The sequence below is a fragment of the Novosphingobium tardum genome (assembly GCF_042652045.1).
GTDB lineage: Bacteria > Pseudomonadota > Alphaproteobacteria > Sphingomonadales > Sphingomonadaceae > Novosphingobium > Novosphingobium tardum.
Map to the genome: position 1 here is coordinate 1 of NZ_JBHSDR010000006.1, position 11,790 is coordinate 11,790.

An 11,790-nucleotide genomic window follows, 5' to 3' on the forward strand; every position below is an offset into this window, starting at 1 on the left:
GTCCAGCTTTCCTTCGCGCTTCAATTCGGTGATCGCTGCACCATAGCTCGGCGCTTTGTCGGTATTGAGCGTGGCAGGCTTTTCCCAGTGCTTCAGGCCTCGCAGGGCCTTGCCCAGGAACCGCTTCGCTGCCTTGGCGCTGCGGGTCGGCGACAGGTAGAAATCGATCGTGTCGCCCCGCTTGTCGACTGCCCGGTACAGGTAGGTCCACTTGCCCCGCACCTTGACGTAGGTTTCATCCAGGCGCCAGCTCGGATCAAAGCCACGCCGCCAGAACCAGCGCAGCCGCTTCTCCATCTCCGGGGCGTAGCACTGGACCCAGCGATAGATCGTCGTATGGTCGACCGAAATGCCGCGTTCCGCCAGCATTTCCTCAAGGTCGCGATAGCTGATCGGATAGCGACAATACCAGCGCACCGCCCACAGGATCACATCACCCTGGAAATGGCGCCACTTGAAATCCGTCATCGTTCCGTCCGTCCAATCTCCGCCAAGCATGCTCAAGCTTCACGATTTTTGCAACAGAGCCCGCGTGCTTGCGAAATCAGCCGCTTCTGACATCGGAATCCACTTTTCAACCGTGCCCCCCTATCCGACAAAAGTGGGAAACTCGCTGTTGATCGGGCGCCTGGCGTCACTCACTTCGGCTATCCAGTGCCTTCACGCATACGGCTCGGTCTGAATGCCTCGCGTGATCCGCTCACTTCTGTGTGTAATCGAGCAGGCTATCTTTCCGATCCATACGATTGCGCCGTGACCATCGCGATGCACCGCCGTAAGGGCTAGTGGATGAAGCACCCAGCGATCGCTTCCATGATTGAAGGGGAACGCGAGCCGAGCCGTTCTTTCCGCACCGCCGAAGACGTTCTAAAAGTCTATCGTGCGGAGGGGCGGGCCGGACACCATGCCTGCGCCACTAGACGGATGGGCGAATTTCCCGATGCGGTGTTCGATGAAAAGCTGCGCGTGCGCGGGTTCGCGGGCCTCAGGGTGGTGGATGGATCGATTATGCCGACAATGGTCCGGTCAATAGCTACGGTCCGATTACGGCGTCTGATTGGCGAGCCGCTTTGCTGATTCTTGAGGGGAGGAACCGATAGGCGCCGTGCCAGGTCTTTCTGCGCAACCAGCCGCCGACGCTGTTCGCCGCCGGCGGCGTTCGCGCGCGGACGTCAACCAGCGCATCCACGATGCCGCGCGAAGGCTCTTTGCCGAACTTGGCTATCATGGCGCGACCACGCGCGAAATTGCGCGGGTCGCCGACGTGTCCGAAACTTTGCTGTTTCGCTACTATGGCAACAAGGCAGTCCTTTTCGATGAAGTCGTGCTGCAACCGTTCAACCGCCTGTTGCAAGACTTCCTCGCGCAGCGCCCGACCAGTACCGATCCGCGGGCTGACCAGCACTTCATCTTTACAGCGGTCTACGGCCTGATCGAGGAGAATCGCGCACTGTTTACCGCGCTGCTCTCGGCTCACGGGCCACGAAGTGAGACTAGCTCGATGCCACAGTTTGAAGGTTTGGTTTCGTTTTTCCGCGCCGGCACGGCCGAACAACTTCAGAAATATGCCGAGCGCGGCGAGTCACCGTCTTTCGATGTTGGTCTTGGCTTAAGGTTGGCGTTCGGAATGCTCGCAGCTTCAGTCTTGCTGCGCGACTGGCTCTTTCCCGAAGGTGCTCCTTCGAACGACCAGATTGTCTCGCTGCTTGAGGGCATGGTCGGACGCGCTCTCGATCCTGGTCCGGAAACGGTACTGTCTGATTGACCCAGCGACCCCCCGCATTTATGTAGTGATCACTCCATAAGAGAGGATGGGCTGAAAATGACAACCCCACTACGGATCGAGGAATTTGACGATGCCTCGTACGACCCGTTCACCTCCGACGAGGTCAACTTCGGCGACGATCTCGATCCTTATCCGCGCATTCACGCCTTGCGGGCAGGTGGGGCAGTCATCCCTGGGTCGTACCGCGAGCACATGGGGTACCCCTGCTTTTACGGTGATGGGCCGAAATTCACGGTCCTGGGAAGTCGAGAGGCCGAAGAGGTCCTTACTGATGCATCGCGTTTTTCCAACTCGGGTTACCGACCCACGCTAGGCACCACGTTTGGAATGGGCAGCATCAGTACGCTCGACAATCCCGAGCATGTTCGGTGGCGACGGATCTTTCAGAAGATATTCCTGCCCCAGTACGTGCGCACCTGGGGCACCACCATAGTCGATCCAGTGGTGGACGGGCTCATGGCTAAGTTCCTTTCCCGCGGCTCGGCAGACCTAGTGGAGGAATTTACGCAGCGGTACCCGTTCGAGGTTATCTACCACCAACTCGACCTGCCAGAGAGTGACGTCCATACATTCCAGCGCCTGGCTATCGGCCAGACCGACTATGTCCATATGGCGCAGGCGCAGGAGGCGGGCCTCAAGCTTGGTCAGTATTTCCGTGCGCTCATCGATGCGCGACGGGCCGCGCCAGGCAACGACCTGGTCAGCCTGCTCGCCACTACGGAGGTCGATGGCGAACACTTGCCGGAAATCGTCCTCGTCTCGTTCCTGCGCCAGCTCATGAACGCGGCGGGCGACACTACCTACCGTGGCACCAGTGTGCTGCTCACCGCGTTGCTGCGTAATCCAGATCAGTTCGCCGCAATCCGCGCGGATCGCGACCTTATACCCGCAGCAATCGAAGAAGCGCTACGTTGGGATGGACCTGTGCTGTCCCAGCTGCGCGTATCGATTGAGGATACAGTCCTGGGCGGAGTTCATATTCCTGCGGGGGCGTCTCTGGATGTGCTTGCCGGCGCAGCAAACCGAGACCCGGAGGTCTATAAGGATCCCGACCGTTTCGACATCTTCCGCGACCGGCGACCGCATTTTTCATTCTCGCGAGGACCGCATATCTGCGTCGGTCAGCACCTGGCGAAGGTGGAAATGACGCGCGCACTCCACGCGGTTCTCGACAAGCTGCCGGGGCTGCGGCTCGATCCCGAGCGGCCTGCCCCCGAGATCCGCGGCATGATGATGCGGGTCCCCGCCCACATTTACGTACGCTTCGACGCCTGACACTCGGAAGCTGCAGACGAGGGAGGCCGGCAATGTCCGCAGCGATTCAATCGTCGCTTGCTCGCCGGCCTGACCATGTGCCCGAGGCCCTCGTCGTCGATTTCGATTTTTACGCGCTGCCGGGATCGGACGAGGACATCCAGGCCGCCTACCGCCGGTTTCAGATGCAATGCCCGGATATCTTCTGGACGCCGCGCAACGGCGGCCATTGGGTGGCTACCCGGGCGGAGGATATACTGGTGATGCAGAAGGATCACCAGCGCTTCTCGTATCGCCATATCACACTGCCGCCGATGCCCGAGGCAACCCCCCGGCAGATCCCGCTCGAGCTCGACCCTCCCGAGCATGCACACTACCGCAGACCCCTCATGCAGGCGCTTCAACCCGGCGCGGTGGCGAAGCTCGAGCGGGGCGTGCATGACGTGGCCGTAGAGACAATCGAGCGTCTCGTTCCTCTGGGGGGATGCGAGTTCGTGCTGGATTTTGCCAAGGTCCTGCCGATCCACGTGTTTTTGCGGATGGTGAACCTGCCACTCGAGGACAAGGATTTCCTGCTGCCGATCGCAGAGGATTCGGTCCGCGGTCGCGATGCGCAAACTCGCTACAAATCGATGATGGCGATGGGTGCCTACCTGCAGAAGTGGGTGACCGAACGGCGAGAGGCACCGGGGGACGACCTTCTCACGCAGATCGTGAACGTTGAGATCGGCGGCCAGCGCATTTCACATGAGGAAGCAATTTCCTATGCGGCGCTTGTCCTTTTCGGTGGGCTCGACACGGTTGCAGGAATGCTCTCATTTTTTGCGCGCCATCTCGCAACTCATGATGCGCACCGCCGCGAGATTGTCGAACGCCTCGACGACGATGCTTTTCTCAAGCGCGCAATCGAGGAACTGATCCGCCGGCATGGCATGGCGAACACCGCTCGCGTGGTGACCCGTGATTTCGAGTACAAAGGCGTGGCATTCCGGGCCGGCGATCGATTGCTGCCTCCGAACCTGCTCGTAGGCCTGGACGACAGGGTAAACCCGGATCCTTTGACGGTCGATTTTGCACGTCAGGGAGGTGTCCATGCCGCATTCGGCAACGGGCCCCATGCCTGCCCCGGTGCGATCCTTGCTCGGCGCGAACTCCGCATCTTTTTGAAGGAATGGCTCCGTCGCATTCCCGAGTTCCGGATCAAGCCGGGGGCTCCCCCTGTCATGGCGACGGGCATGGTGAACGGCATCCTCAAGCTGGAGCTTTCGTGGTCGTGAATCCGGCGGAGGGCTTGGATCGCAGACGCGATGTCGCGCCGCGACCTGGAGCCAAGGACTGGTGATTGGCGATCGTGCGGCTAGCGTAATGCACTGCTACGTCCCGTCGATGCCGGCATGCAAGGAGAACGGCCAGCTATGGCGATTGTCAATCCGCCACTTGAAGCCGAATACGACCTGGTAATCGTCGGTTCGGGAGGTGGCTCGGTACCGGCCGCGCTTGTCGCGAAGCAGCAGGGAAAAAGCGCGGTCATCCTCGAGAAGGAGACCCGCTTTGGCGGTTCGACCAGTTTCTCGGGCGGCGTCTGGTGGATTCCCAACAACAGCCTGCTGCGCGAGGCGGGGATTGCCGACAGCTTCGATCGCTCACGCGAGTATTTCGACAGCTGCGTCACGTATGAGGGGCCCGCCGTTACCCCTCAACGGAGGGATGCGTTCCTCAAGGCGGCGCCGCGGATGCTGGACTGGCTGCGCGACAAGGGTCTCAAGGTCCGGCGACCGCGCGACGATTGGCCCGACTACTACGACAATCTGCCGGGTGGCGAACCGCACGGCCGCTCCATCATGCCCGAACCATTCAACCTGCACGATCTGGGCGAGTGGGAAAATCACCTGGCGCTCTATCCGCCGATGGCGTCCCTTCCGATGCCGGCTGAGGAGTTCCCCACGCTGTTCCTGATGAAGCGGACTTGGGCCGGCAAGCGCAAGGCGCTGCGCATGGCCTGGCTCATGCTCCGTGACAAGCTGACCGGCCGGCAAACGGTTGGCAATGGTTCGGCGATTCAGGGGCGGATGCTCCAGATCGCGCTGCGCGAGGGGCTGGACATCCAGCTGGGCAGTCCGGCGCGCGACCTGATTGTCGAGGGTGGCAGGGTCACCGGCGTGGTAATCGAGCAAGATCGTCAGCTTATAACCGTTCGTGCCCGGCAGGGAGTGCTTATCAACGTCGGCGGCTTTTCCCGCAACAAGGCATTCCGTGAGAAGGTTACAGATGGTCCGACAACCGATGAGTGGACCAGCGCAAACCCCGGCGACACGGGCGAGATGGTACAGGCGATGATGGACATCGGCGCTGCGACCGATTGCCTCGACACCGCCTGGTGGGTCGTCACTTCACGCAACACCAACGGCGAGTGGCCAGAGGGTGCGATCTGGAAGGACGGGCGCGTGTTCCCCTTCATGCACCACCTCGACCTCAGCATGCCACATTCGATGATGGTCGACCAGAATGGCCGTCGCGTCGCCGACGAGGCCGGTGCCTACATGGAAATCGGCGAGCGCATATACGAACGCAATCGGGAAACCGGAGGCAGGGCGGTACCCTGTTGGGTCATCTTCGAAAAACGCCATCGCGAGCGATATCCCTGGGGTGCGATGCCGCCCGGCAAGACGCCGCGGTCCTGGCTCGACAGTGGCTACATGAAGAAGGCCGATACGCTCGAGGATGTCGCGAAACTCTGCGGTATCGACCCGGACGGACTGGTCGCCGAGGCTCAACGTTTCAACCGATTTTGCGATGCCGGAGTCGACGAGGATTTCGGCCGGGGCAGCCGTCGCTTCGACCGGCTCCATGGCGATCCGACGGTCAAGCCGAACCCCAGCCTTGGCAAGGTTGAGCAGGGGCCGTTTTACGCCGTTGCGATCTACCCTGGCGATGTCGGCACCGCCGGCGGCGTTGTCACCGACGAGTACGCGCGCGTGCTCAGGGATGATGGATCGATAATCCCGGGCCTCTACGCCACCGGCAACTCGACAGCATCGGTCTTCGGTCGTTGCTACCCGGCGGCGGGGGCGAGTATTGGTGCGTCGTTCACGTTTGGCTTCATCGCCGCGCACCATGCAACCGGGTCGAACGAGCTGGAACGCATTTTCGCCTGAAGGGCGGCGGACTGGCTAGAGCTTGTAGATGGCCCCCCGGCCGCCGCTCTCGCTGGACGATTTGAGAGCGGCCAACCCGTGCCCTTGAGGTGTATGACCGAGATCGAGGCGGAGGTGCGATCAGGTCGCCTGGAAGGTGCTGCCCTCAACGGCCGCAAACATGGCTCGTCCGCCCTCTTCCAGCCGGATGTACTCGAGAAAGTGTCCGAGGGCCGGCGTTGTGTCGACATAGAGATAGTCGAGAGCGCCGGGCATTTCGCCCTCCATCGCAACGGCGGTGCCGTTTTCGACGTGTGCGGCCCGGATGGCTGCGAGTTCGGCCTTGCTGTCGACCAGCATGCCGAAATGGTGATGTCGAACGACGAACCCCTCCCGACCAGCAATCCACTTCGCGTAGAGCTCCACGGTATCGCCGATCGGTTCGATCAGTTCGATCATCGTCTGCTGCGCAAAGGCGAGCGAGATCCGCATGAAACCGCCCGGAGGGTCCATCCTGGTAAATGAGCCCGTGCCGAACCCTTCGCGGAACAGCGCTTCCGCCTGGGCAACGTCGTTCGTCACGTAGGCAATCTGGAAAATCCTGTCCAACAGGGGAGGGGTCATCGCGGTTGTCTCCATTGAGCGCAGGGGGTCAGTAGCCGTAGCGTCCACGGTAAGCGGCGTAGCGCTCCTTCAGCACGCCGCTGCTGCCGCCGAAGTCTTCGGGGGTGAAGCGCTGCATCGTGGTCGAGCGTCGGGGGTTGGCGGCAAGCCATTCACGCATCGCATCTTCAGCCTCCACGGACAGATCAAGGCTGAAGTGGTCATAGATGCGTTGCACGAAACCGATCTGGTCGCGGACGAAATCAGTAAACTGGACGTCGAAGACCTGACCTGGATGATCGGCCTTGACTTCGTCTGCGCGCCGCAAAGCGAGCTCCCAGAACTCCTCTTCGCGCGCGTATACACGCGCGACATCGGCGTTTTCACCGCAGAACATCCGGTGCGCGGCGCCGATCAGGTTAACGACGGATGGAATCGACTGCAGCGGATCGCGGTGCGTTTGAACCACCATCGCATCCGGGAAGACTGCCAGAACCTCGCGCAGCGAAAGCGTGTCGGTGGGGTTCTTCAGCAGCCATCGCCGGTCCGGGTCATTAGCACCGATCAACCGGAGATTGTCGGCGAAATGGCGATAGCTTGGAGTGTCATCCTGCGTTCGATACCAGCGATCATAGTTCGGGACGACGAACTGAGACGGGAACATGTTGCAACAGAAACGTTGGGCCAGCAAATTGAGAGATTCCTCAACGGTGTCCACCGCCATGCCGTGATCATCAAGGAATTCAGGAGCCTGTGCGATCATCGCATCAAGGATTGACTTCGACTGCCTGAAGTCCGGATTGTCGGCCCAGGCGCTGCGCGGCGGACGCGGCTGAGGCGCAGCGCAGAGCCAATGCTCTGCTCCCTGGAACTGCGGGTCCATCGAGAGCAGCTTGTGCAAGGCCGTGGTGCCCGAACGAACAATGCCAGTCACGATCAGGGGCCGAACCACCGGGCGCAGCATTGCGTCAGCGTGACGCTTGAAGCCGTCAATGGAGCGGAGCCGCCCAGTCAGGTGGCCGAGTATGCTTTCGCGGGTGGCAATCGCTCCTTGCGACGACAGGCCTGCGCCATCGAGTTCATCGAGCAGTCGGTCGAGACCTTCGTGAAAGTCCGGCTTGCCGAAGTCATCGAGGCCGGTTCTACGGGCTGCTTCGGCGCATAGTTCCTCGCGGCTGCCAGCAAAATGGCTGCCTTCGCCCGCGTTGGCGATCGTGCTCACCCTATGCTCCTTTCCCAAGCCTTCCAATGCGCATATTAGCCGTAATGCGGCCTGCCACCGTCCCCAAATGGCAACGCAAAAATGGGAGGGGGCCATAGACGCTGAAGCCGAGAACGGGTTGATCGCTGCCGTACATCGGGGGGTGGTCGATTCAGCCGGCTGGCAACCGTTCGCCGCTGCTCTTCGCCAGGCGATCGGAGCGATCCACGCGAATTTCACGCTGCGACGAACCGATGCGCCAATGTCTGAACTCACCTCTTTCGCTAGCGGTGGATATGAAGAGGAAATCTCTCGGTTCTATTTCGGCGGCTTTCACCGCGAGGACCCTCTACCTTACTATCGGCTCGACGCAGGGCAGGTCTATTCTCTCTCTGAGTTGTTCGGACCCGCCGATGGGGCCGGCATGGCCCGGATGCGAGGGCTGTTGCACCACCTGGGCGCCAAGCACCTCCTGATCGTGCGGATCACGGAGCCTCACGGGGCGAATGCATGGCTGACAGTCATGGCTGATGATCCGGGCTTTTCCGGTTCGGACCGCGAGATTCTTGCGCGCCTTGCCGTGCATCTGGGCATCGCCCTTGAATCCTACGTGCAACTTGTGGGTGCCCGCTCCCGGCTGGCGGCCTATGCAGGGGCGATGGACCGGCTCAATGTCGGGCTGGTCACGCTGGCGGCCGACGGGCAAATCATCGATTCCGACCCGCTGGTCAGCCGGCTGATCGCTGCCGGCGAAGTCATGTCGCGCGATCCGCGGGGGCGGCTGGTGCTGCATTATGGCGGGGCTGGACGGACCCTCGCTGCAGCGCTTCGGGACTTCGCTCGCGAGCCGACTTGCCGGCCTCGGGCGCTCCGGCTCGGCGATGCGGCGGGAGCCGACATGCTACTCCTGCCTGTGACCGAGCGACCTGCCACCGGTCGGCATACGCCGGTGCTGCGCGCCTATGTGCACTGCGATGCGCGAACGGCCATAAATAGCGCGGAGTCACTGGCCGAGATGTTTCGGCTGACCGGGTCCGAGGCACGACTGGCCTTGGCACTGGGCAAGGGACACACGCTTGCGGAGGCCGCGCAATTGATGGGCATTACGTTGCAAACAGCGCGAACCTACTCGAAGCGCATCTTCCAGAAAACGGGCACCCGACGGCAGGCAGAGCTTGTTCGTGTTCTGCTGACCAGCACTCTAAACCTTGCCTGACGCCCGCAGCCGGTGGCGGAGGGTGCCGCCTAGCCGGGCCACGAAGAGACGCTGTTCGGATCGGGGATTCTCCACGAAGCTCAGGCGAGATATTCGTTGAAGAAGGCCGCTGCAGCGCCGATCGCCTGTTCGCGAAAGCCCGGCTTGTAAGCATCGAGCTGGTCCATCTTCAGCGACACCATGCGCTTGGGCTCGCCGGCGGCGCGGTACGCGGTCTGGATCGGCTCGTTGGGATGGTACACGTCGTGACCCGTGAGCTGGACAATGCAGTAGGCGCGCGGAGCGATCTTGCGTGCGGTGTAGGTCGCGTCAAACTGCATGACGTTTTCGAAACTCTCGATGGTGATCTCGGGAGCAGAGTGCATCAGCATGTCCCCGGTTTTCTGGTACCAGCCCATCACGTCCTCGATCATCGCGGGATCGGCCGGCATTGGCGTGAAACCATCCTCGGGCAGCGCGCCCATGGGCATCGCCGGATCGCCACCTTCCACAGCGCGCTTGCGCCGTGCGGCAAGGAGGTATTTGCGGACGGCCAGATAATCGGTTTCGCGATTAAGCGAACGTATCCAGAAGTCGCCGTCGAGGATCGGCGCCTGCGCCACGCAAGCGCGAACGCGGATGTCATGCGCCGCCACGTGAGTGACGATGCCGCCACCGAAGCTTGTCCCCCAGATGCCAATGCGAGTCTCGTCGACGCCCGGCTGAGCTTCGAGCCAGTCGATCGCGGCGCGGAAGTCCTCGACTTCCTGCAAGGGCCAGAGCCGCCCGCGCGGTTCGCCGCCGGATGTACCAAAATGGCGATAGTCGATCGCCAGAGTCACATAACCCGCTTCGGCAAAAAGCCGCGCTTCCTGCACCAGGCTGCTGCGCGACACCGTGAAACCATGACCGATGACCAGGGCGGGGTACTTACGTTGGGCATCGAACCCCTCGGGAAGGTGCAGATCGCCCTCACAGGTGGTGCCCTGACTGACGAACTGGATGGTCTTCACGCTCATAGCGTTCTCCTTAAGAGGGGGATGCCCTCATGGCTGGCGGGTCAGAGCTGAAAGCGCGTCCTGCGCCGTCCCCTCCCAGAATGGCCGCCAAGTCGGGAAGTCTCCGGGCAAGTCTGGTAAGTGGCTCGCCCAAGCCTCCCATAGCTGAAACGGGGGGGCAGGGCGCTCGAGGATATCTGACGAGTACCAGTGTTTCTCCTGCCGCCGCTCGAAGTACCAGCGCCCGTCGCGCCGGGCGTAGCGATCGAAGTAGACGATCGCCATGACCACCCACTTGTCTCCGTCCTCGTGCTCGGCCCGGCAGTAGACAGTGCCGGTCGCATGATCGTCGTCGATGAAATCGACCGTGTGCCCACAGATCTGGTGGATCGATCGATAGAAGGTGCGGACATTCGGCTTGATGAAGTTGCGTAGCGCATCGCGACCCTTGCCACGGCGGCCACAGTCCACGTCCTCGACAAACAAGTTGACCCAGGCCTCGATATCACGAGCGTCAACCGCAAGCGCATAGCGCGCCGGGAGTTCCCCGATCGCCTGTCGTGCTTCGATTCGTTCGATCCGGCGAGCCAGCGCGGCGAAATCGCTCATCCCAGACCTCCCATGTGGCCTTACGAACTAGGCAATCCAATGAGACAAAATCGAAATTCTGCCGCAACTGGTCGGCTTTCGGCGGTCAACTGGCCGTCCCGCCAGCCCTGATCAACGGGCGCCTGTAGGATATGTCATCTGTGTCACGGCGATCGGGACCGGTGGAACGCATCGCCGCGAGCCACGCATCGGGTATGTCGATGTCTACGAAGGCGCCCGCCTTCTCGTTGATGCAGACGCGGTGCGCGATGGCCCACCGACCGTTACGCTTTTCAAATCGGTCGACATAGCGCCCGAAGGCGAGCGACGGTGGACCTTCGCGGTTCTCCCCCAGGAACAGGTAATATGTTTCGGCATGGGCGGTATCGCCGTCCAGCTCGACGGTATGATTGGTGATGATATGTTGGTGGCGTGTCTGCGCTTGGGCATGCCAGCCGATTGCCCAATCACAGAATGTCTCGGGGTCGCCTTCAGCGACGCCATGCTCATCCCAAGCGTCGGCATGGTACGCAGACATCATCAGTGCCTTATCGTGCCTGTCCACTCCTCGGGTGTATCGCAAAAGGCAGTCGTGGATCTCCTGTCGATCCTTTGCCTGTCGGATGTATTCGATGAGGTCGGGAGTAATCGTCGTGTCGCTCATTGGCTTTTCAGTCTCTTGCAGATAAGCGCACAACGCCTTCAAACCTACGCTGGCCTGGCGAGGACGCGCCAATCATGGTTGAACTTGCTCAAAGGGTGGATCAGGCCAGACGTTGGCGCTGAAAGCCAAATTTTTATTCGATGACTGCGAGCACTGCGCCGACTTCGTAAGTTTCGCCTACCTGGGCCGCGATTCGAATTGTTCCGCTAGCCGGGCTCTCGACTTCATTGGTCGACTTGTCGCTCTCGAGCGAATAGATCACCTGGCCCTCGCTGACCTGGTCGCCGTCGGCAACGAGCCATTCGGAGAGGACGCCTTCGTTCATCGAGAAGCCAATCTTGGGCAGGAGAACTTCAGTTGCCATAAG

At 61.4% G+C, this 11,790-nt stretch carries 12 protein-coding genes and 1 pseudogene; 6 read left to right on the forward strand and 7 right to left on the reverse strand.

All coding sequences use genetic code 11. The features are described 5' to 3' along the window. Window positions 1–468, reverse strand: a pseudogene (locus ACFO0A_RS07950) (IS6-like element IS6100 family transposase); the annotation flags it as partial. A 321-nt stretch (window positions 469–789) separates the two neighbouring features. Here ACFO0A_RS07950 and ACFO0A_RS07955 point away from each other — a divergent pair. From ACFO0A_RS07955 to ACFO0A_RS07975, 5 genes are all read left to right on the forward strand, one after another. Continuing rightward, complete coding sequence (locus tag ACFO0A_RS07955) at window positions 790–1,077, forward strand: GMC oxidoreductase (protein WP_379538481.1); 288 nt, start codon at window positions 790–792, stop codon at window positions 1,075–1,077. A 28-nt stretch (window positions 1,078–1,105) separates the two neighbouring features. Continuing rightward, window positions 1,106–1,765, forward strand: a complete 660-nt coding sequence (locus ACFO0A_RS07960; protein WP_379538482.1) for a TetR/AcrR family transcriptional regulator — start codon at window positions 1,106–1,108, stop codon at window positions 1,763–1,765. A 57-nt stretch (window positions 1,766–1,822) separates the two neighbouring features. Beyond that, window positions 1,823–3,061, forward strand: a complete 1,239-nt coding sequence (locus ACFO0A_RS07965) for a cytochrome P450 (protein ID WP_379538483.1) — start codon at window positions 1,823–1,825, stop codon at window positions 3,059–3,061. Window positions 3,062–3,138: 77 nt separating this feature from the next. Next, window positions 3,139–4,317 carry a cytochrome P450 gene (locus tag ACFO0A_RS07970; RefSeq protein WP_379538484.1) on the forward strand — a complete coding sequence of 393 codons (1,179 nt, stop codon included), beginning with the start codon at window positions 3,139–3,141 and terminating at the stop codon, window positions 4,315–4,317. A gap of 138 nt (window positions 4,318–4,455) precedes the next feature. Beyond that, window positions 4,456–6,195: an FAD-binding protein gene (locus tag ACFO0A_RS07975; RefSeq protein WP_379538485.1), complete on the forward strand. Its 1,740-nt coding sequence runs from the start codon at window positions 4,456–4,458 to the stop codon at window positions 6,193–6,195. Window positions 6,196–6,315: 120 nt separating this feature from the next. Here ACFO0A_RS07975 and ACFO0A_RS07980 read toward each other — a convergent pair whose 3' ends face one another. Further along, entirely contained in the window at window positions 6,316–6,798 is a 483-nt protein-coding gene (locus tag ACFO0A_RS07980; protein WP_379538486.1) for a VOC family protein, read from the reverse strand. 28 nt (window positions 6,799–6,826) lie between these two features. Then, entirely contained in the window at window positions 6,827–7,999 is a 1,173-nt protein-coding gene (locus tag ACFO0A_RS07985; RefSeq protein WP_379538487.1) for a sulfotransferase family protein, read from the reverse strand. On the opposite strand from ACFO0A_RS07985, the gene ACFO0A_RS07990 reads away from it, so the two are divergent. Next, window positions 7,983–9,194, forward strand: a complete 1,212-nt coding sequence (locus tag ACFO0A_RS07990) for a helix-turn-helix transcriptional regulator (RefSeq protein ID WP_379538488.1) — start codon at window positions 7,983–7,985, stop codon at window positions 9,192–9,194. The two genes, ACFO0A_RS07985 and ACFO0A_RS07990, sit on opposite strands and share 17 nt — an antisense overlap. An 80-nt stretch (window positions 9,195–9,274) precedes the next feature. Here the strand turns inward: ACFO0A_RS07990 and ACFO0A_RS07995 are convergent, their stop codons facing one another. From ACFO0A_RS07995 to ACFO0A_RS08010, 4 genes are all read right to left on the reverse strand, one after another. Then, window positions 9,275–10,192: an alpha/beta hydrolase gene (locus ACFO0A_RS07995; protein WP_379538489.1), complete on the reverse strand. Its 918-nt coding sequence runs from the start codon at window positions 10,190–10,192 to the stop codon at window positions 9,275–9,277. A 27-nt stretch (window positions 10,193–10,219) separates the two neighbouring features. Next, complete coding sequence (locus ACFO0A_RS08000) at window positions 10,220–10,780, reverse strand: nuclear transport factor 2 family protein (RefSeq protein ID WP_379538490.1); 561 nt, start codon at window positions 10,778–10,780, stop codon at window positions 10,220–10,222. Between the two features lie 85 nt (window positions 10,781–10,865). Beyond that, window positions 10,866–11,423, reverse strand: coding sequence for a nuclear transport factor 2 family protein (locus tag ACFO0A_RS08005; protein WP_379538491.1), 558 nt, complete (start codon window positions 11,421–11,423; stop codon window positions 10,866–10,868). Between the two features lie 133 nt (window positions 11,424–11,556). Next, window positions 11,557–11,787: a biotin/lipoyl-containing protein gene (locus ACFO0A_RS08010; RefSeq protein WP_379538492.1), complete on the reverse strand. Its 231-nt coding sequence runs from the start codon at window positions 11,785–11,787 to the stop codon at window positions 11,557–11,559. Window positions 11,788–11,790 lie beyond the last annotated feature (3 nt).

Bases quoted from the DNA above. Each gene is read 5' to 3' on its own strand.
- ACFO0A_RS08000 (WP_379538490.1), bottom strand. From the start codon at position 10,780: ATGAGCGATTTCGCCGCGCTGGCTCGCCGGATCGAACGAATCGAAGCA.
- ACFO0A_RS07980 (WP_379538486.1), bottom strand. From the start codon at position 6,798: ATGACCCCTCCCCTGTTGGACAGGATTTTCCAGATTGCCTACGTGACG.
- ACFO0A_RS07965 (WP_379538483.1), top strand. From the start codon at position 1,823: ATGACAACCCCACTACGGATCGAGGAATTTGACGATGCCTCGTACGAC.
- ACFO0A_RS07975 (WP_379538485.1), top strand. From the start codon at position 4,456: ATGGCGATTGTCAATCCGCCACTTGAAGCCGAATACGACCTGGTAATC.
- ACFO0A_RS07995 (WP_379538489.1), bottom strand. From the start codon at position 10,192: ATGAGCGTGAAGACCATCCAGTTCGTCAGTCAGGGCACCACCTGTGAG.
- ACFO0A_RS08005 (WP_379538491.1), bottom strand. From the start codon at position 11,423: ATGAGCGACACGACGATTACTCCCGACCTCATCGAATACATCCGACAG.
- ACFO0A_RS08010 (WP_379538492.1), bottom strand. From the start codon at position 11,787: ATGGCAACTGAAGTTCTCCTGCCCAAGATTGGCTTCTCGATGAACGAA.
- ACFO0A_RS07955 (WP_379538481.1), top strand. From the start codon at position 790: ATGAAGCACCCAGCGATCGCTTCCATGATTGAAGGGGAACGCGAGCCG.